This is a genomic window from Zobellia sp. OII3, assembly GCF_002211465.1.
Lineage (GTDB): Bacteria > Bacteroidota > Bacteroidia > Flavobacteriales > Flavobacteriaceae > Zobellia > Zobellia galactanivorans.
Window position 1 is genome coordinate 47,719 of record NZ_MWRZ01000011.1, and the last position, 20,516, is coordinate 68,234.

Genomic DNA, 20,516 nt, shown 5'->3' on the forward strand with positions numbered 1-20,516 from the left:
TGGTCTGTTTTTTTAATTTTTTAGTTTTGTTATCTAATCGTTCCAAATTACAGGCATAAATACGGTCATTTCCGCTTGGCCGCGATTACTCCATGCGTAATAGGGTACAAGTTGGGTTTTATAGGGCATCCATTCCGGTTTTTGAACCGGTCTGTAGATGCCATCACCCTTGTCTTTTCGAATAAAAATTTCTCCATCCAGCGTAGTGATCCCCCCTAAAAAATCGGGTCGATAAGTGGGTTCAAGTTTTTTGTTCCCATTGAAATAAACATCTAGAATGTCGGTATCCTTAGGTAGGTCGGGAGACTCTATACAGTAGACTATAGGTCCCCGTTTTATGGCTATTTGGTTACGTACTTCCTCAATTCTAGGATGGCCTTCTATAAATTCAGCTTCCATGGGCATATCAAGAATGAGCACATCGCCTTTTTTCCAATTGCGTTCAATATGGGCAAAGCTTCCGGGTTCTAAAAGCATGGTCAATTCTTCACCGTTCAGTGTGAGTTTTGAATTCTTGGCCCATTTCGGAATACGTAAACTAATGGAGAAAGCTTCCGTTTTACACTCTTCAATATTCAATTTCACCCTTCCTTCCCAAGGATATGCCGTTTCTTGGGAAACCTTAATAGGGGAATCATCTAGTAGACGCGTGTCTAGATGATTGGCCCCGTAGAGGTTAACGCTTATTCCGTTTTCCGAAAGGCTATAGGCCCATTCCGAAACGGTAGCAATGGTGCGGACTAAATTTGGAGGGCAGCAGAAACAGCTTAGATACGGTTCCCTGTTGGGGGTCTCGGTGACATTTTCATGTGCGTTGTAGTCTCTGGTATTGTTGAGCATCCGTAACGGATTCGCGTAAAAGTATTCCTTCCCGCTTACGCTGATACCGGAGAGGGCACTATTGTAGAGCACCAATTCAACGATATCGGCATATTTGGCCTCGGCCTTCAGGTTCAGCATGCGATAGCTGAACATGGCGTTACATAAATTGGCGCAGGTTTCGTTATAGGCGGTCATATTGGGCATCATATAGGCATCGATAAAGCCCTCTTCGATCATATCGCGATTTACCGAAGCCCCATAATGGGCCTGGCCCACGGCACCGGTTACGTACATTTTTTTGGTCGTCACATTTTTCCATAAGCGGTCCAAGGCGTCAATGAGGGCCTTTTCTCCTGTTTCGGCATAGACGTCGGCAGCACCGGCGTAATAGTATAAAGCAAGCACGGCATGGCCTACGGCTTCATGCGATTCACGTAAAGGCGTACGCTCCTGTACCATATCGCCAATAGGATATCCCTCGGTGGTCGGGTGGTGTTTTACTTCGTATTTTCCGCGGTTATCGATGAACTTTTCGGCCAAGGCCAAATACTTTTTGTCGCCCACCGTACGGTACAGTTCTACCAAGCCCATTATTTGGGTCTGATTGAAGCCGAAGCGGCCGTAATGTTTGGTGTCGGGCATAAAAATGGTGTACAGTAAATCGGCATGCTTGATGGCGATATCGAGGAAATTACCTTGCCCGGTAACCCTGTGGTGAATGCAGGCGCTGATAAGCAAATGCCCGGTATTGTACATTTCGTGGTACTTTCGGTTTTCGTAACGGTCTACGTCTTTCCGAAGCTGTACTTGGGTCTGAAGGTATCCGTCGTTTTCTTGGGCTTTGGCGATGATGTCTATGTATTCGTCCAATTCCTTTAATAATGCTTTATCCTTGGTATGGGCGTAAACGTAGGTTTTGGCTTCCATGAATTTGTAGAAATCACCATCATGCCAAAACATGCCTTGGTGTTCCCCTTCCTTTTCACCGGCCGCTATTTTAAAATTGTTAAGGGCATGGCCTACATCCCCACACAGTACATCGCCCATGTAAGGGACCATGGCATTGGTACAAAGTTGGAATTTATCGGCCCAAAAACCAGAGGTCCACTGGCAATCGCCGATGTTCAAGCTTTTTAGTTGGGTATACGGACTGTTCCTATTGGCAGGGGTGGCTTGTTTCATCAAGGTAAAAAATGTTTGATATTATAAGTTCGATATCTAAGGCTGTGGTTTTGGTTTAGGGGCCAAGGCCAGTTGCACTTCTTCAATGGACATGTTTTTGGTTTCCTTTAAATAGAAATACAGGATTACCATCCCGATGGTCACTATAATGGCATAGAACAATAATGTTAAGCTTATGCCCATGGTCGCCAATTGCCAAGGGAAAAATTTCTGTACCAGGTAACTCACAAAACTCGTGATCAAGGTGAAAAACGGAATGGCGATACCTCTGAGCGAAATGGGGAAAATCTCGGAAAACAAGACCCACATTACCGGTCCTACCGAAAAATGAAAGGCCCCGATAAAACTGAGTATGCCCAACAAAATAAGAAGGGCGTTTATATCTGCCGCTTTTTGTAGCAGTAGACCGGAGTAATTTCTGGCGTCCTTTTCCCCCAAGGTCTCGATCAGGGCCGACTTAAAACTGATGTCGTTATCAAAGGGCACATCGATCAGGGGGGTCAATCTTTCTGCATTGGGTATGGAAGACATTTCGGTAATAGCACTTTCGGTTATGGTGTAATTGGCGGTATTAAATCCGTAATAACAAACGCCAAGACTCAGCACGATCCATAACATCCCCCATATGATCATGGGTCTTCGGCCCATTCTGTCTACTAAAAGTAGGCCTAAAACAGTAAAGATGATACTGGTCAGGCCTATATAAATGGCCTGTGCAAAAGCGGCATCGGTTCCGATGCCCAACTGTTCGAATACGGTAGGGGCATAGAAAAGAATGGCGTTGATGCCGGTGGCCTGTTGTGCTATCGCAATGGTCATGGCAATAATCATGGTCACCCGCATCGGCTTTGCAAAAATTTCTTTCAATTGCGTAAGCATAGAACGATCTTGGTTGCTATTTTCGATACTGTACCGCATTTCTTGAATTTTCTGGGCAATCTCAGTTTCTGGTGTAACTTTCAGAAGCATTTGTTTTGCTTCTTCTTCCCTCCCTTGATAGAGTAACCAAGCCGGGGATCGAGGAATGAAAAACAAAAGAACGAACCACAAGAGGGCAAAAATCACTTCGGTTGCCAACATCCACCGCCAAGTGTATTCGTTAATCCCTAGGGCAGCTACCCAATGGGCATCGGAATCTGCAAGGCCAAGGATCATATAATTGATGAAATAGGCGGCCGATAAGCCCACAACGATGTTGATCTGGGTCATCGATACCAATTTACCCCGCCATTTGGGAGGTGCTATTTCACCGATATACATTGATGCCAATGAAATTGAACTAAAAGCGAGTCCGCCCAAGAAGCGTGCAGCGATAAGGGTCGAGTATGTAGGTGCCAAAGAGGAACAGGCCGCTGAAATAAGATAAAGGGTGGCAGCAATCATCAGGGTGGTTCTTCGTCCATATTTATTACAGGCGTGTCCTACAAAGACTAGGGCCAAAAGCACCCCCATGGCAGGAGCCCCCACAACCGACCCAAGTTCTAGGTCGGTAAGTGAGAATTCCTGTGTAATAAACTTTACCGTCCCCGATATTAAAGCGGCATCCAGCCCGAAGACAAAACCACCCATTGCCACAATGGTTGCATACGTAAAAGCATTCCTTTTATAAGAACCCATAAATTGTTTAAGTTAAGTTATGGCCAAGCAGGGGCGGTCTTAATCCCAGATTACCGGTAAGAAAACCGTCATTTCACCTTGGCCTCTATTGCTCCAAGCATAGTAAGGTATAAAATTGGTTTTAAAAGATTTGAATTCGGGAGCACTGACTTCTTGGTACATTTGACCGATTTTGTCCTTACGGATAAGAACATTGCCCTCAAGGGTAGTTATACCTCCTAGAAAATCGGGTCTAAAGGTAGGGGTAAGTTGTTTTTTCGAGGAGAGGTAAACATTGGTGATATCGGTTTTTTCGGGTAGGTCGGCCGATTCAATGCAGTACACTACAGGTCCTCGTTTCAAGGCAACTTGATTACGGACTTCCTCGATGCGCGGGTGCCCTTCTATGAACTTGGTCTCCATGGGCATATCAATAGTGATTTCATCCCCCTCGGCCCATTGTCTTTCTATTTTGGCGAACGTACCGGGTTGCGCCTTGGCTACCTTTATACCGTTCACTTTAATTTGGGTACCCTTTGCCCAACTAGGTATACGAAGGAGAACCTCAAAAGCCTCGGCTTTACATTCGTCAACGGTAATTTTTACGGCGCCGTCCCATGGGTAATCGGTTTTTTGGGTCAGTTTAAGGGGAGAGCCGTCTAAAAGTGTCGTTTTTAATTCGTTGCCTCCATAAAGGTTGACGGCAATTCCGTTTTCTGATTTGCTATAGGCCCATCCCGGCGATTTGGCAATGGTACGCACTAGGTTTGGAGGACAGCAGAAACATTTAAGGTAGGGTTGTCTTTCGGGGAATTCAACGTTCATTTTTTCATAATCCAAGGCCCCGTCAATTTTCCGAAGCGGATTGGAGTAATAGTAGTTCTTGCCATCAAGGCTGATGCCCGAGAGCCCACTGTTGTGCAGTACAAGCTCCATAATATCGCCATGTTTGGCATCGCCCGTTAGGGTGAGCATTCGGTAATTAAACATGGAATTACAGATATTGGCGCAGGTTTCGTTATAGGCCGTCATGTTGGGCATCATGTATTCATCGATAAAACCTTCTTCAATTTTATCGAGACGGGAAGATCTTCCATAATGGGTTTGGCCGATAGCCCCGGTAATGTACATTTTTTTGTTCGTTACGTTGTCCCATAATCGCTCTAGGGCATCGATCAGTGCCTTTTCCCCGGTTTCGGCATATACATCGGCAGCACCGGCATAATAATACAAGGCCAGTACGGCATGTCCTACGGCTTCGGTCTCCTCTCGAAGCGGAACGCGCTCTTGTACCATGTCGCCAATAGGATAGCCCACCGTGGTCTCGTCATCCTCAATTTTATAGGTACCGCGCATGTTTATAAATTGCTCCGCCAACTCTAGGTAACGCTTGTCTTTGGTCGTACGGTATAGTTCTACCAGTCCCATAATCTGGGTCTGATTGAAACCAAAACGTTTAAGGTGGTCGGGTTTCGGGGAAAAGAGTTTGTACAGATAATCGGCATGTTTTACGGCAATATCAAGAAAATTGGTTTTCCCGGTCAGGCGGTAATGAATACATGCACTGGTAAGCAAGTGGCCACTGTTGTACAGTTCGTGATATTTTCTATTCGTAAAGGGCTCTATATCATCTCTAATGATGGCGGGTGTGGATAAGTATCCATCGTCTTGCTGGGCTTGTGCGATAACGCTTATGATCTCATCTATTTCCTCAACAATTTTTTCGTCTTTATTTACACCGTAAAGGTACATTTTGGCTTCCATCCATTTATAGAAGTCCCCATCATGCCACCAAAAGCCTTTGTGCTCGCCTTCTTTGAGTCCTGCCGCAATTTTAAAGTTATTGTAACCATGGCCAATATCGCCTTTTAGAATCTCGCCCATATGGGGTATCATGGTTTCTTCGGCAACTTTCCACTTTTCGGCCCAAAAGCCTTCGGTCCACCTGCAGTCTCCGATATCGATACTTTTTAATTTGACATGTGGACTGTTGGTATTGTTGATAATTCCACTTCCGGAATCTAAATGGGCCGCATAGTCTTTTGAAGCCGGTTTTTCGTGTTTTAAGGCGTCCGGATTTGTCGTGTTTTGTTTACATGAAAGTACAGCGAGCAGCGTGCAGAGCGAAAGGGTTAATTTTTTCATAGTCAGTTTCTTAAATAGTACTAGATTTTCCCGATAGGAAAACAAGCTTGTTTATAGCTACGGTTTGGTGTATTATATCGTCAAAGGTTGTCGGCCAAGGAGGATATGAACTAATTACCTTGCAAATTACCGCGTACGGCAAAGCAATGTAGCCTACAAATAAAACATAATTGTAATGGAGGTAATTTGTAGATTTTATCTAGTTAAGGCACTATTTTACCCCAAATTGTTAAATTAAGGAATGGAATATGTTACTTGAGTGTGGATTGTTGGGGTGAAACAGACTTGTTTACAATGCCCTTGAAATGGGGGCGATTATAGGTCCAATCGCTCAACATCCACAAAAACAGGACCTGTAGCGAGCCGTTCGAACTTTAGATAGGCATGAAAATTACCCCTTCCTTCAGGAAGTTCTACATCGTTAAAAGTTATGGTCTTTTGGTCTTTCTTTATGGGAAGGGTGAGATGTACGTCTTTGTACTTTAGATGGGCAACCCCGTCCACTTTCGACGGGGGAAGGCTTAGCCGAATCTTATAAGTGCCGGCTTCCGTTTTTACACGCCAATAGCCGAGGTCGTTTTTTGATAAAACCCTAGGGCCGCCCCAATCAAATTGGGAGAGGTTTACCTCGGGTTGCCGCTCACTACCGAGATAGATGCGCTGAATGCCTTTGGCGTCCCTTTCCTCGGTAACCTCGTCGAACCAATTTTCATAGCGGGCGAGAAGGTCTTCTACGATTTCCGGGTGGTCTTTCGCTAAATTAATACGCTCGCTGGGGTCTTTCTCAACATCGTACAGTTCGAGGTTGGCAAGTACTTCTTTTAATTCTTCGTCTTTAGGTTGGTAGAGGATATGGTGGGGGTCGTCATGCGGACTTACCAGTTTATATTTTTGGGTTCTAACGGCAAAATGCATGTATTTGAAAACTGTGGGGCCGTAGTGCATTTGAGTTATAAATTCCCTATCGTTAAAATCGATAGGTCTACCCTGCCACAATGGCAACAATGAGCGGCCGTCTAGTTTAACTTCTTTCGGGGCTTTAATGTCACAAACATCCAAAATGGTCGGTAGTATATCGATTACCGCTCCCATGGTACTGCTTTTTTGTCCTTTTTTCAATTGCGTGGGCCACTTCACAAAGAAGGGAACGCGAATACCGCATTCGTACACACTGGTTTTGGTGCCCCTTAAGTTCGATACCCATCTGCCTGGGTAAACGTCATTTTTAGTACGTCTGTGCCTAGGGCCGTTGTCCGATAGAAATATAACAAGGGTATTGTCGGCAATACCCAAATCTTTTAACCGCTTTAATACGCGGCCCACATTGGCATCGATATTGTCGATCATACCGTAGGTTCGGGCATTATCTTCATGCAAACCCAATTTTCTGTATGGTTCGGCTTTTTCATCGGGCACTTCCAACGGAAAATGCGGCAAGTTGGTGGCCAAATAGGTGAAAAATGGTTTTTCGCTTTTAGTGCTTATAAAATCCAAGGCCGCATCGGTAAATATATCATCGCAATAGCCTTCGTATTTTTTTGATTCATTGTTGTGTTCAAGAATGGGGTCGAAATAGGTGTTGCCCGCGGGGCCGGCTGCCTGCCCAATTCCTCCGCCTTTATGGACCAAGGCTTCCTGAAACCCTTGGTCGGTAGGGCGCATGGGAGCATTGTCGCCTAAGTGCCACTTGCCGAAAATTCCAGTGCGATAGCCGTTTTTGGACAAAATTTCCGCGAGGGTTTCTTCCGAAGTGTTCATCAAATGGTCTACTTGTGTCACTCCGGTAACCCCGGTCCGATAAGGATACCTTCCGGTTAATATGGCGGCACGGGTAGCGGAACAGTTGGGATAGGAGAAGAAATGTGTCATTTCGAGTCCTTCTTTTCCTATCTTTTCAATGTTAGGCGTTTTTAAATAAGGGTTGCCGTGAGAACCTAGGTCGCCATAACCTTGGTCGTCGGTGAGCATGATCAATACATTGGGGCGATCTTGTGCCCAAAGGTAAGTAGTACTGCAGAGAAGTAAACAAAGAAGGGGGACGACGAAAATACTGTTGAACCTGTTTTTCTTAGTGTTTGATTTAAATTGCGTTGCAGTATATTTCATAATGACCACTTGTTTTGATTGTATTCTGGAGAATACGTCTGTTAATCCATATGTAAACTCACTTGGAAATGACCGGTTTTAAGACTGCCATCCTTCATTTGTATTCGATAGCCGTAGCCAGGAATGCTAATGCCTCCTTCGATTTTTTGGGCTACGGGACCTAAATTTGCAATGACTTCGGTTCCGCTGGAAAAACGGCTTCGTTGTACCTTGTAATCGGCGCTGAGGTATTCATGGCTTTTTAACTCTGAATAAAAGGTTTCTTTGTGAACCGGACTTACTAAGTCCCTTGCCATTTCTATCATGGGGCGCATGCCTTCAAATTCATAGGGAGCAAAGAAGATTGTTGTGCCCCTGCCAAATAACATGCTTCTCAAGGCTTTGATTCTAAAATCACCGTTAGCGGTAACCTCATTATCGGGGTCTTGGATCTTACCGAAATTGGCAATCGCTTCATGGTACACTAAATTGAAAAGCGGGGCAGGGTGTGAGATGACCGAAAGTGGGCGGTCTTCCAAATAGGTCATTCCTTCGAACATATCAAAGTAGGGGATCCATTGCTCTTGGCCGTGCTCGGTTCCGTTGACAAGGTTGAAACTATCGATGTATTTGGCCAGTTCAATACGACCTTCTTTTCCGTTCTCACGATACGCGGCAAAGGTAATATCGGTTATATCTGCCTCTAGGCCCAAGTATGAAATTTCCTTTTCAATATTTTTCTGGGCCAATCCTTTTTGGAATTTAGGGTCAACACGTGCCCAACGGCTACCGGTATTCATCAGTTTTCCTTCGGCATCGCGTTGCATGAGGTCCGTTGTGAAATTCGGGTCGTTCTCCAGCATGGGCGAATAGGCGTGGTAAGACGAATACAAATACCCGTAAGATTTAGCCAAATCTACCGCAGCTTTCAATTTTTCAGGACCTCCCAAGGCTTCGCTAATAGGGTAGTTGTGAGGAACGAAATTCGAAAAAGTGCCCCACGCATGAACAAAGGCCTTGTCTACCCTTAAATCATCGTGAATGGTTTTTATGATGTTTTTTAATTCGTCGAAAGTAAAGGCCATGCCGGGCATGTTCACGTAATGCGGATACCCTCCGTAAATGCCGAAATAGATAGCGCCGGGAAGTTTGTTGACGTTTGGGTTTCGCTTTAATTTTTCTTGGAGCGAAACAAAGTGGCCACGTGCCTTGGCCTCTTTTTGGTAAACTTTGGCCATGTCAACGTAATCACCTCCGGGAATAAAATGGTAGCTCATTCTCATTTTTCCCTTTTCTTGGTCCAATTTCCAAATGGGATCAAGAAATACAATACGCTGGTAGGGAGACATTACTCCCTTGGCATTGAAAAGGTATTGTCCGTTATTGTTGATGTTGTATTGCATGTGCGGACGGGCCGAAACATCTACAATGCCCATAACGGCCGATTTTTCATTATAGGTACCCCACCAAGGCATGGTGAGTCCGGTACCGTTGTTGAACAGTTCTAAAGAACCTTGCGATTTGTTGTTGTAGGTGGCGTCGTCCCATTTGCAAAAACGTCCCCCGTTCATGGGAAAGATGTATGAAGGACAAATAACGCCCTGCTTTTGTGGGATTACCGCCGCCCCTTTGTCCTCATCGGTTTTTAAACTGAAGGCCCTGGCGGGATAACGCAGGTCGTAGAGGGTAAAATTGCCCGAACGGTGTTCCGTTACTTCAACGTCTAATTGGGCATTGTTGGGGTCTAGCCTCAATTCCGTAGCGATAGAGACGCCTTTTGCAACGGAGCCGTCTTCAAAAACCGGCTCGATAAATTTTAGGGATACCGTATTTTTTGCGGTTTTGGAAACCTCGATTTTTTTGCTCTTTGAAATATTGATGGTCTGCTTTTTTCCTTTGGAATCGGTCAGGGTCAGTAAACCGGCCGCATTTTCCCATGGGTCTGATTTCCAAACGTGGCCCGAAGTTTTTTCGGTAACCGAAAAGCATCCTGTTTTAGAATCGATGTTGATATTCAATTTTCCGTTCTCCAAAACAATAGGGTCTGGGCTAATGGAGTCAAAGGCAAGGCCTTTGAATGCGGTCAAACAGGTGACAACCAAGAGTACAAGGGTGCTTTTAGCTACTGTGCTATTGTTTTTCATCGTTGCGAATGGTTTGGGTTGAACTTTATAATTGAGAATCGATAGGCTTTCGGTGAAAGGCTTATTCTTTTATAAAATCACGTATTTCATTTTTCATTTTTAAAAAGTGCTTTTCAAGGTCGGCGTAATTACCCTCACGGATCATTTTTTTGTCAAAAAGGGAACTGGCCAAACCGGCGCCAACGGCTCCGGCTTCAAAGAAGGATTTTATGTTTTCTACTGACACGCCCCCCGTAGGCAATAGTTTTATTTCGTTCAGTGGGGCCAATACGTCTTTGATGTATTGAGTGCCCAATTGGGTGGCCGGAAATACTTTGACCGCCGAAGCCCCCAAAGACCACGCCCTATAAATTTCGGTGGGTGTATATGCCCCTGGAAAAATGGGGATATCATGGGCTACACAATGTTTGATGACCTCTTCGTCGATAATAGGGGTTACGATAAACTGAGCTCCCGCCTCCAAGGCTACGGTCAAATCTTTCATGTTGCAAACCGTACCGGCACCTACATTGAGCTCGGGGTATTGTTTGGCCAAAGTAGCTATGGTCTGTGAGACCTCGGGCGAGTTCATGGTTATTTCAATGGTGTAGTAACCGCTGCTTACATATGGGGGGATGATCTTAAGAACCTCTTCGGTAGTTAGGCCCCGTAAAATGCCGACGATGGGGTTTTGATTGTATTTTTTCCAAGAAAATGAATTATTCTGCATAGGTCTCCAGTATTTTTTTTTGTCCTTTAAGTAGTGCTTTTTCTAGTATCCGCTCTTCAAAACAAATAATTTTTTCCGTTGGTAAGAACGAGGCTAGGGCTAGTTTGTATAGGGTATTGTATATTCCGCTTGCAGCGAGAAAAACGGTTTCGTCCCTGCGTTGCAAATTTGTTATCTCGGCACCGATCAAAAGGCCCGATAGGTAAAAGTAATTATCATGGCCCGGGCTATCGTTAAGCAAGGTGTTGGCCCTGATGGAGAATAACGATGGCATGCATTGGTTGGCAAGGCCTTTTTCAACACCGCTCAAAAAACTGTGTTGGTAAGCGGGGCTCCACTGGGCCGGTTCAAGCGAGGCCGATAAAATGCTATGTTTGCTTATGATTTCAAATAGTTCACCGGTCATAAAAGTGGTAAAACCTTTAAAGTTTCCCTTTTCAAAACGGATATGCTTGCTGTGGGTACCCGGTAACAATAGGGTTCCCGATTTGTGAACGGTGAGTTCTTCAGCTAGACCAACGGCTTGGATTTCTTCCCCCCGCATAACATCGGCTTCGGAGCAAACACCGGACACGAGCAGCACATCGGGCATGGAATCAAAAGCGATGAGTTCACTTCGCAAATCCATTCCATCAAAGGAAAAAGGTATGGTCGCATAATTTAACTCTTTCATGCCTATGGAGGATGAAAGCATACCCGAAGCCACGATCAGTGAATCGTCGTCTTCGGGTATGTTCAATATTTTAAGTTGTTCTTTAAGGTATGCCGCGAAAAACTGGTCTTGCCCGAGTTCCGATTGAGACTTGAATTGTAGAAAACACTTCTTTATGCCCATATCTGTAGTATGTTCGGAAAGGACATCCAGGGTTTCTGTATTTATCAAGCGCAATCTGAAATTAGAGGTACCCCAATCACAACTAATAAAAGTATTCGGTATTTTCATTGGCGCAATAAGGCTTTGGTTACTCTTTTTTTCGCAAGATAGTCATCTAGCGCGTAAGTAGAGCAGTCAACCCCTATACCGCTATTCTTTACCCCACCATGGGGTAGGTATATGTCGTATTTTACGCCGTTCAGTTGTACTTCCCCGAATTCTAGGCGCTTCGCGAAGAAATCAAGGGTTTCGTTATTTTTTGAAAAGACATAAGAAGCTAGTCCCGCATCGGTATTATTGGCCAAAACAATAACCTCTTCTTTTGTTTTAAATGGAACAATTAGTGCTACAGGGCCAAAAATTTCATGCTGAAGCACTTCGACTTCGTTGCTATCGAAAGTAATTACCGTAGGTTCAAAATAATAACCCGTGCCGTCTAAAGCCTTTCCTCCATATCGTAATTTGCCTCCTTGTTCAATGGCTTTGTTTACGATATGCTGTACTTTTTTCACCGAAGCCTTGTTGGCCAAGGGGCCCATGTCGGGCTGGTTTTCCCGGCCAAAACCTACTTTGGTGCCACTAAATTTTTCTACCATGCCCGCGGTAAAGTCCTCTACAAGCGATTCGTGAACAAAAAAGCGGTTAGGTGCCACGCATATTTGACCGCTATTTCCGGTTTTTAGGGCTGCCCCGATGTTTATGGCCAGTTCTAGGTCGGCATCTTCACAGACGATGAAGGGGGCGTTTCCGCCACATTCCATACTGTATCTTTTGATCGAGGTCTTGGCGCTTTGTGCAATCAATTTCTGTGCCGTCTCGGTAGAGCCTATCATCGTGATGAGTTTAGGTATCGTGCTCTCGCATAAGGGGATGCCAACCTCCTTGACATCGCCACAAAGCACGGTTATTACCCCTGCGGGGAAATTGATTTCAGCACATAATTCACCTATAATATAAGCGGACAAGGGGGAGAATTCAGAGGGTTTTAAAATGATGCTGGAACCGGCGGCCAAGGCGGGGCCTAGTTTGAATCCAAGATTTAGTAGCGGAAAGTTATATGCCAAAAAAGCGACCGCGACCCCTAGGGGCTGTGATATAAAATGGTGTTCGTGCGTACCCTCTTTATCCTCAAGAGGAATGTCGGAACGTTTCTTGATTTCTTCCGAATAGTACTTCAGTGAATCGGTAATGCTGGTGAGGTCTTCTTCTGTACCTTCCCAGGTCTTGCCCATTTCATACATGATACTTTCGCGGAGGCGGTCTTTATTGTCGAGAATTTTGTTTCTGAGCTTGTCGATCCAATCCAAACGTTCATTCAGGGGAAGGGCCGACCAAGTTTTGAATCCTCTTTGCGCACTTTCAAGGGCCCTTTCGGTGTCTTCGCGACTGGCCCAGGCAATTGTAGCGGTAGGTCTCTCATCTGCAGGGCAGATGACTTCAAACGTTTTATTGTTAGAGGCTTCTACAAGCTTTCCATCGATGTAAAGTTTTTTATGACCGAATTTTAGTTGCTCCATCTTTGTGTATTTCTTTATCTAAATAATGTTCTAGTTTATCCATATCGACATCAACGCCTAGACCGGGAGTGCATGGTACTTCCAAATGGCCGTTTTCTAATTTGATCTTATGAAGCGTGACCTCGTCGCGCAGGGCGTTTTCGGTTCTGTCAAGTTCCATGGTGGGCAAATCGTTGTACATTCGGCCTGGATTTTTATCTAGGTTGGCGACCAAGTGTACGGCGGCACTAATGGCGATCCAAGTGCCCCAAGTATGTGGTACCAGGTCAACGTTATAGGTCTGGGCCAAGGTTGCTATTTTCTTGACTTCCGTAAGTCCGCCAGCGGCACAGATGTCGGGTTGGGCAATGTCTACGCAATCTTTATCGAAAAGGCGTTTAAAGCCATATTTTAAATATTCACATTCGCCGCCCGATATGGGTATGGTCGTATTTTGCCTTAATCGCTTATAGCCGTCATAATCTTCGGGTGATACGGGTTCTTCAAACCACGAAATATCAAATTTCTCGGCTTTTCTGGCCAGTTCGATGGCTTCTTTATAGCAATAGGCGTGGTTGGAATCGATCATTAGTCGCATATCGGGACCAATGGCCTTGCGGATCGCGGCAATATATTTTAGGTCTTGCTCTATGCCTAGGCCTACTTTCATTTTCGTGGCCTTGAACCCTTGGGATTTATACAATAGTGCTTCTTCGACCAATAGCTCTTCAAGGTTTTCGGTTCGGGTAAAATAGAGTCCCGTAGCGTAGGGTTCTATGATCGGATTTTTAACCCCGCCCAAAAGGACGGATACCGGTAGATTCAATAATTTACCCTTGATATCCCACAAGGCTACATCAATGGCACTGATGGCGGCTTGAAGCACACCGCTTCTCGCGTAATCCATAGACCTTCTGTACATTTCCTGCCACAAGACCTCATGTCCTATAGCTTCCTTTCCCAGTAGGAAGGGGGTAAAGAAATCAATTCCCGATTTAATGACCGCAGCAGGTCCGTAGCCTTCTCCCCATCCATAGGTGCCATCATCCAAGGTAATCTTCACGATACATATTTTTCGAGTGTCGTACTGCCATTGCGAAAAATAGAAAGGCGTGTCTAGTTTATGGCTGATGACATAGGGTTCTATCTTTTTAATTTTCATAATTTAAAAGGCTTATAGTTAATGAAATGGTTGGTTTAATAGTTGGCATAACCTAAGATACATATGGCAACGATGAGAACGGTAAGACCGCCCAATAAAACTTTGAAGGGGCTGTCCGCGTTTTTCCATTCGCCTTCCCTATAGCCCCAAATATTGCTGATGATCAAGGCCAGTCCCAAAAGAATCGGCCATCCTACCACGGGACCCAGGTTTCCCATTAGGGCGGCACCTTGTCCGTATACACCTAGGGCGGCGAACCAGAAAATGCCCGCTAAAATTGCCCAGCCAAGGGCTTTACGCTTGTTGGGCACGCGATAGGCATTCCACGATTTATTCTTGATAAATAGATAGAGTGCATACCCGCCGTTCATCGCAAAGGCCCCTAAGAGCACGACGACCCATGAGGCCAAGCTCGCATTTTGGGCATCTACCCCATATTGGGTTACGGCAACACTGGCTACCGGTGCGGCATTGGAAAAACCAATATTCAAAAATGCGGAAAGCACCCCTGATGCAACGGCGATCAGTACTCCCAGTTTTATAGATTTACTTGTAGTGGAGGAATTGCTGTGGAGCTTGTCCCGTTGTACCCCGGCCACTGCCGTAATGGCCACTCCCACAAGAAGAAGGGCTACGCCCAACATGATTATGGGAAAGGAAGGCTGTTCAAATGCGCCTTCAATCTGAAAAAGCGGAATGATCGAACCCACCGATGCGGCAAGGCCCATTACAATACCGTATGTTATGGATATACCGGTTTTTTCCACACTTACGCCAAAGAGAATACCGCCGATACCCCAAAGAAAACCATAAAATGCGGCCAAGAACAAAGTGTTGCCCTCGGTTTGCGAAATGATCTCAAAAAGGTTAGGTATGACTATAAGAGCCCAAAGTATTGGAAATAATATCATAGCCGTAAAGGCGTGAACCAACCACCATGCTTCCCATTTAAGGGGGGCTATATGCTTCATGCCCAATCCGAAGGTTCCTTGAAAAAAACTCGCGAATACGATTAAAACGATAGCCAAAATATAGGTGTCCATGTATGGTTTTGTTTGAAGTTTACAAATAAAAAGTGAGGTAGAACGGTTAAAACCTTTTAAGTGATACAAAGAAAAATCAATAAGAAGCAGGTAGATTGGCCAATTTTACCTTAGTATAACATTATTTTATCCGTGTTATAACTCACTCAAATAATATAATGCCAGAACCAATAATCCGCCACTTAGGGCTACTACGCCCGATAACAGGCTGAACGATTTTAGCAATCGGGAAACGGAAATGTCGTGGACTTCCTTGAACAGCCAGAAAAAGCTGCTGTTTACATGGATGACGCCTAGGGAACCTGCGCCGATAGCGGCTGCGGTAAAGGTGGGGTGCAATGTTCCGTTGGAAACCAAGGGCGCTACAATGGAGGCCGTGGTTATAAGGGAAACGGTAATGGAACCCGTAACCGTGGTGAACAATAGGCTCAATAAAAAGGGGATGACAATGCCCATGGCGGCAATATCCCCCATGTCGGAAAACATGGAGCCCACAATTTCGGTGTCTTTTATGACCTGGCCAAAGGCACCTCCTGTTCCGGTAATAAGAATGACAATGGCCGATTTCTCTCCCGATGATTGAAAATATGTGTTCAATAGGGTAGAAAAGTTTTTCCTTGGTAATAAGGGAAGGGCAAACAGAACGCCTATAAGAAGGGCCCATACAGGGTTTTTAATGAAAGATATGATTTCGTTTTCAAAGGGGTAAATAGTGCCTATGGACATTAAGAACAAGGGAACCAATAAGGCTGCAAACGGAAGGATCCGCTTAGGGCCTTTTAGTATGGCAATCGGAGCGGCTTCCCCTTCGGTTTGTGAAAGGGTATCAAGACTAAGGTTTTTCTTGTTGAACCGTATAAATACCAAGCCCCCGATAATGGCGGCTATGGCCACGGCAATGTTTATCGGTATCATTTCACCGATGTTGATTTCAAGAATGGCGGCCACGGCAAGCGGACCTGGGGTAGGGGGGATTAAAGCATGGGCAACGGTTAGGCTTATGGCCAATGATAGGCCCAGTGTAAGCACCGAATGGCCCGATTTTTTCGACAGAACGAATATGGTGGGCAGCAAGGTCAGGTAAGCGACATCCATAAAAACGGGGATACCTATCAAAAAACCAATAACCGCCATACTTAAGGGGAGGTATTTGGTGCCAAAAAGGCCAATGATACTATTGGCGATTACATCGGCCCCACCTGTACGTGCGAGAATTTCTCCTAATAGCGTGCCGAACAAAATGATCAGTCCGATCCACTTGAGGGTATTTCCGAAACCGCTGAGCAGACTTTCGGTAACGACTTCTACCGAACTCCCCGTCGCCAATCCTAAAATAAGGCCGCAAACCAAGAGGGCCGGTATAGGGTGCACCTTAAACACGGTAACGGCAACAATCAGTAAGATGATGCAAAAAAGTAAGAACAATAAACTGGTCACTCGTTCGTATTTAAGTTAGGTCGCTTCTTCTTCGTACGCTCAAAAATAACCTAAAGCCCTTAGGGGGAAGACACGTGAATTATCTCGTATTGGCACTATTATAACAATATGCCGGTAAAACTATACCGCTTCTTTTTTCTGGTTGTACCTATGCATGTACTCTGTTGGGGTAATATTCATCAAGGCTTTGAACTGTCGGTTGAAGTTGGTAAGGGTATTGAAGCCCGATTGGTAGCAAATGGTAGAAATTTGCATTTCTCCCTCAATCAAAAGTTTACAGGCGTTTCTTAATCGTATTTCGTTCAAGTACTGGGTAAACGATTTTCGGGTGCGCTTTTTGAAGTAACGGCAAAAGGCATTGGGGGTCATATGTGCTATTGAAGCTACTTTTTCGAGCTCTATTTTCTTTTCGAAGTTTTCGGTAAGAAAGGTAATGACCTTGCCCATGCGGTCTTTTTCGTTATTGTTATAGGTGTTGGCTATGACTTCTGAGCATAGCGTTTTGTAATTTTCACTTATGGATAGGGTGTCGAGGACCTTAAGAAGCCCTACAACACTAGATAGGCCTTGGTCACCAACGAGGCCCGTAATCAGATTGTGAACCATGTAGGTCGTTGCCTTTGAGAATTTTATGCCCCGGTCGGCAAGTTGGAATAGGCTTTTTAGTTTTTGTGATTCGGTGAGTTCTAAAAACTCCCTGCCTAGAAAATTCGATTCAAACTTGATTACGATGAGGTTGACGGCTTCCGCTTCCTGTTGGTCTTGGTAGTATTCCTTATGGTTTTTGAACAAATGCGGGACATTGCTTCCAATGAGATAGAGTTCCCCGGGGCCAAAACTTCCTATAGAATTGCCTACATATCTGGTGCCACTGCTCTTTATAAAGTAAATCAGCTCAAGTTCTTTATGGAAATGCCAGTTTTGTTCTATACAGGGCAGTCGGTCTTGCCTCGCTAAAAAAGAGTTTTCAGGTCGTTTTTCAGTCTGTTTGTACGTCAACTTCATAGTCTATTTCTTTGATTAATTCCCCAGTTCGAAAAGCTCGAACGGGCCGTCAAATTTTCGAAATTCCTTTTTTTGACAAAGTAAAATTCCGATAAATATACAAAATTACCTTAAATAATATCAAATGTATGATTTTAGGATAGAATAGTGTGGGCTTGGGGGGTAGTGATGTTTTTGTCCGCATTCTGGCCCATTGCTTTGTAGGGCTAGGGTGTAAAAGTAAAGAACCCCTCGCAAGAGGGGCCCAGTTTAACAACGGATAACGTCGATTTGGTACTTATAGCTTTTTTATAATATGTTGTGGCAGATCTTCGACACGTTCACAGCACAATTGGTCCATGACTTGTTTGAATTGGGTTTTGAGCATGGTGATGGTATGGTCGCCACCAGCGTTTCCTAAAGCACCGACACCGTACATGAAGGATCGGCCCATAAAGGTAAATTTGGCTCCGGAAGCCATGGTGCGGGCAATATCTGGCCCTGAACGCATACCGCTGTCCATCATGATCTCAATTTGATCACCGTATTTTGGTGCGATATCGTGAAGACTGTGTATCGTAGATTCGGCCGCATCGAGTTGGCGGCCTCCATGATTGGATAAAATAATGCCATCAAAGCCCATGCGTATGGCATCTTGGGTGTCTTGTTCCGAAGCCACCCCTTTTAAGACCAGTTTTCCCTTCCATTTATCGCGGATCGGTTTAATTTTTTCTTCATTGAGCCGACCGGAAAAGGTCTTGTCCATGAACTGTCCTAACTGTCTTAGGTTTAAGCCTTCCGGAGTATATGGTTTTAAGGTTTCAAATGTAGGTTGGCCGTACTTGAGGGTGTTCATGGCCCATGTAGGTTTGCCTAGAATTTGAAGTATGTTGGTCAACGACATCTTGGGGGGGAGGGCCAATCCGTTACGAATGTCGCGGGGACGGTAACCAAAAGTAGGTACATCGCACAACAATACAAGAACGGGGCACTGCGCGGCTTCGGCCCTTTTGATGATGTCGTCACGTAGTGTGTCTTCTACCGGATTATACAGTTGAAACCAGGCCTTTCCCTCGGTTATTTCACTGGCGCGTTCAATACTCATGGTCGTGACGGTACTCAGTATGAAGGGAATATTATGTGCGTATGCCGCTTTGGCCAAGATTTCAGGTGAATTGGGCCACATAAGCCCTTGAAGTCCCACAGGTGCGATACCAAAAGGCGCATCGAATTCCATGCCCAGTACCTTGGTCTTGGTAGAACTTGTGCCGTAATTTCTGAGGTAGCGGGGCTGTAGTTGTACTTTGCGAATGTCGGAGGTATTTCGTGAAATACTTACGTCTTCGTTACAACCTCCATCCAAATATTCAAAAGCGAATTTGGGAACCCTTTTTTTTGCCTTGGTCCTTAGGTCATCTACGGACGGATAGGCGGAATTGATTTTGGCGGCCATAGGTTCTGTTTATTTAAGGATAAAAGGAATGTGTTTTTTTAGGGAATAGTTCTTTTTCAGGAACTTTGAGTTCAATTTGGTGTCGGAAATGGCTATTGCCGCACCCAAGGCGGAACCAAGGGAAGAATCCGTTGTTCGAAGCTCCATGTTCCTAAGGTAGTGCGATACGAGTTTGATGTAAATATCATTATCGCTAAAGCCCCCATCGACATATAATCTTTCTATGGTGTCTTTGCCGGCCACGATATTAATGCTCTCCACTTGTAATAGCACCAATTCTATCATCAAATGGTGGTAGGCATGTTCAAACCTGTCATAGCTATAGTTCGTTTGGCTTGGCATGTTTTTAGGTTCGATACTGAACCATTTAAAGGAAAACTGAAAATCTTTTATGATGTCGAAAAAGGTGTCATAATCGAACATTACTTTTTTATGGTAGTCTTTGGCTACATTGAATTTTTTGGTCAGTTCCTCTACTTGGAGCCGGTACTCGTTTCCTAAGAAAAGACGATTTGACTTTACCGGTTTTCCGTTAATACGCATATAGTTGATGCAGCCTTTTTCTACATCGTTTTCCGATAGGGGCGTTTCGGTAAATGGATTAAGGGCAATGCTCCATGTCCCTGTCGATACTAAGATGAATTTTTTCTTAATACTGCGAACGTAGGGTAAAAGCGCTGCGGAACTGTCGTGAATGCCCACTCCGATTTTAATGCGTTTACCGTTATAGTTCATGTTGATGCTAGTTTCCGTGGAAACAATGGGCGGTAATTTGGTGTTTATACCTTCTTTATAGACCCATTCGTGGTAATCTTTCTTTTTGTAGTCCCATAAGGCGGTATGGCAACCTATACTGGTGTACTCGCTCAAAGGGATTCCCGTAAATATGTAACTGATATATTGGGGAAGGTGTAAAGAAACCGCTATTTTTTCATAGACCTTGGGTTTGGTATGTTTGAGCCAATACAGTTGCATTCCCGAATTCAGCATTCCCGAATTGGAGGAACCTGTACTTTGGGCGAATGTATTTTCCGGACCGTATTTGGCATAGAATGCATCTATTAACTTTGGGTCATAAGGTTTTGTATAGTTGTATAAAGGCGTCAACACTTCACCGTTTTCGTCTAGATGGACGAAGCTCGCCCCATAGGTAGAGAAGTTAATGGCGGTAATGGTGTATTTTTTTGATTTCAAAATACGCTCGAATACCGCCTTTAACCATTCTTGTAGGGCTTTTAGGTCTTCGGTAGGGTGCCCGTCTTCGTCTTCAATAAAATCGAAACGGGTATATTCCCTATATACTTCTTGAAAATCGTCGTCAAAAAGAAAGAACTTCTTGTTCGTTTTTCCAATATCGAATACCGCGGTAACCTCTTTCATGCTT

14 protein-coding genes are annotated in these 20,516 nt (G+C 44.7%); all 14 read right to left on the reverse strand.

All coding sequences use genetic code 11. The annotated features are described in order from the left end of the window. Positions 1-33 precede the first annotated feature (33 nt). A complete protein-coding gene (locus tag B4Q04_RS19880; RefSeq protein ID WP_088697832.1) occupies positions 34-2,004 on the reverse strand; it encodes a glycoside hydrolase family 127 protein in 1,971 nt (656 codons plus the stop codon). 36 nt (positions 2,005-2,040) lie between these two features. After that, the gene (locus B4Q04_RS19885; RefSeq protein WP_088697833.1) at positions 2,041-3,621 is read right to left on the reverse strand and encodes an MFS transporter; all 1,581 of its coding nucleotides are present in this window, start codon (positions 3,619-3,621) and stop codon (positions 2,041-2,043) included. Positions 3,622-3,660: 39 nt separating this feature from the next. Continuing rightward, a complete protein-coding gene (locus B4Q04_RS19890) occupies positions 3,661-5,745 on the reverse strand; it encodes a glycoside hydrolase family 127 protein (RefSeq protein WP_088697834.1) in 2,085 nt (694 codons plus the stop codon). A 315-nt stretch (positions 5,746-6,060) separates the two neighbouring features. Next, positions 6,061-7,851: an arylsulfatase gene (locus tag B4Q04_RS19895; protein WP_013994484.1), complete on the reverse strand. Its 1,791-nt coding sequence runs from the start codon at positions 7,849-7,851 to the stop codon at positions 6,061-6,063. A 41-nt stretch (positions 7,852-7,892) separates the two neighbouring features. Beyond that, a complete protein-coding gene (locus tag B4Q04_RS19900; protein WP_201723426.1) occupies positions 7,893-9,974 on the reverse strand; it encodes a DUF5696 domain-containing protein in 2,082 nt (693 codons plus the stop codon). Between the two features lie 61 nt (positions 9,975-10,035). Beyond that, positions 10,036-10,683: a bifunctional 4-hydroxy-2-oxoglutarate aldolase/2-dehydro-3-deoxy-phosphogluconate aldolase gene (locus B4Q04_RS19905; RefSeq protein WP_013994486.1), complete on the reverse strand. Its 648-nt coding sequence runs from the start codon at positions 10,681-10,683 to the stop codon at positions 10,036-10,038. After that, the gene (locus B4Q04_RS19910) at positions 10,673-11,626 is read right to left on the reverse strand and encodes a 2-dehydro-3-deoxygalactonokinase (protein ID WP_088697835.1); all 954 of its coding nucleotides are present in this window, start codon (positions 11,624-11,626) and stop codon (positions 10,673-10,675) included. Before B4Q04_RS19910 ends, B4Q04_RS19905 begins: the two co-directional genes overlap by 11 nt. Then, positions 11,623-13,074 (reverse strand): aldehyde dehydrogenase family protein, encoded by a 1,452-nt coding sequence (locus B4Q04_RS19915; RefSeq protein ID WP_088697836.1) that lies wholly within the window; start codon positions 13,072-13,074, stop codon positions 11,623-11,625. The genes B4Q04_RS19910 and B4Q04_RS19915 overlap by 4 nt, the downstream gene beginning before the upstream one ends. Further along, on the reverse strand, positions 13,049-14,215 hold the full coding sequence (locus B4Q04_RS19920; RefSeq protein ID WP_013994489.1) for a mandelate racemase/muconate lactonizing enzyme family protein: 1,167 nt from the start codon (positions 14,213-14,215) through the stop codon (positions 13,049-13,051). The genes B4Q04_RS19915 and B4Q04_RS19920 overlap by 26 nt, the downstream gene beginning before the upstream one ends. Before the next feature lie 35 nt (positions 14,216-14,250). After that, on the reverse strand, positions 14,251-15,258 hold the full coding sequence (locus B4Q04_RS19925) for an L-rhamnose/proton symporter RhaT (RefSeq protein ID WP_088697837.1): 1,008 nt from the start codon (positions 15,256-15,258) through the stop codon (positions 14,251-14,253). 135 nt (positions 15,259-15,393) lie between these two features. Beyond that, complete coding sequence (locus B4Q04_RS19930; protein WP_088697838.1) at positions 15,394-16,695, reverse strand: GntP family permease; 1,302 nt, start codon at positions 16,693-16,695, stop codon at positions 15,394-15,396. A gap of 120 nt (positions 16,696-16,815) precedes the next feature. After that, positions 16,816-17,700: an AraC family transcriptional regulator gene (locus B4Q04_RS19935; RefSeq protein ID WP_013994492.1), complete on the reverse strand. Its 885-nt coding sequence runs from the start codon at positions 17,698-17,700 to the stop codon at positions 16,816-16,818. A gap of 277 nt (positions 17,701-17,977) precedes the next feature. Further along, positions 17,978-19,132, reverse strand: a complete 1,155-nt coding sequence (locus tag B4Q04_RS19940) for an alpha-hydroxy acid oxidase (protein ID WP_013994493.1) — start codon at positions 19,130-19,132, stop codon at positions 17,978-17,980. 9 nt (positions 19,133-19,141) lie between these two features. After that, positions 19,142-20,512 carry an FGGY-family carbohydrate kinase gene (locus B4Q04_RS19945; protein WP_088697847.1) on the reverse strand — a complete coding sequence of 457 codons (1,371 nt, stop codon included), beginning with the start codon at positions 20,510-20,512 and terminating at the stop codon, positions 19,142-19,144. Positions 20,513-20,516: the final 4 nt, after the last annotated feature.

Bases quoted from the DNA above. Each gene is read 5' to 3' on its own strand.
- B4Q04_RS19890 (WP_088697834.1), bottom strand. From the start codon at position 5,745: ATGAAAAAATTAACCCTTTCGCTCTGCACGCTGCTCGCTGTACTTTCA.
- B4Q04_RS19915 (WP_088697836.1), bottom strand. From the start codon at position 13,074: ATGGAGCAACTAAAATTCGGTCATAAAAAACTTTACATCGATGGAAAG.
- B4Q04_RS19920 (WP_013994489.1), bottom strand. From the start codon at position 14,215: ATGAAAATTAAAAAGATAGAACCCTATGTCATCAGCCATAAACTAGAC.
- B4Q04_RS19885 (WP_088697833.1), bottom strand. From the start codon at position 3,621: ATGGGTTCTTATAAAAGGAATGCTTTTACGTATGCAACCATTGTGGCA.
- B4Q04_RS19900 (WP_201723426.1), bottom strand. From the start codon at position 9,974: ATGAAAAACAATAGCACAGTAGCTAAAAGCACCCTTGTACTCTTGGTT.
- B4Q04_RS19895 (WP_013994484.1), bottom strand. From the start codon at position 7,851: ATGAAATATACTGCAACGCAATTTAAATCAAACACTAAGAAAAACAGG.
- B4Q04_RS19940 (WP_013994493.1), bottom strand. From the start codon at position 19,132: ATGGCCGCCAAAATCAATTCCGCCTATCCGTCCGTAGATGACCTAAGG.
- B4Q04_RS19935 (WP_013994492.1), bottom strand. From the start codon at position 17,700: ATGAAGTTGACGTACAAACAGACTGAAAAACGACCTGAAAACTCTTTT.
- B4Q04_RS19925 (WP_088697837.1), bottom strand. From the start codon at position 15,258: ATGGACACCTATATTTTGGCTATCGTTTTAATCGTATTCGCGAGTTTT.
- B4Q04_RS19880 (WP_088697832.1), bottom strand. From the start codon at position 2,004: ATGAAACAAGCCACCCCTGCCAATAGGAACAGTCCGTATACCCAACTA.
- B4Q04_RS19910 (WP_088697835.1), bottom strand. From the start codon at position 11,626: ATGAAAATACCGAATACTTTTATTAGTTGTGATTGGGGTACCTCTAAT.
- B4Q04_RS19945 (WP_088697847.1), bottom strand. From the start codon at position 20,512: ATGAAAGAGGTTACCGCGGTATTCGATATTGGAAAAACGAACAAGAAG.
- B4Q04_RS19905 (WP_013994486.1), bottom strand. From the start codon at position 10,683: ATGCAGAATAATTCATTTTCTTGGAAAAAATACAATCAAAACCCCATC.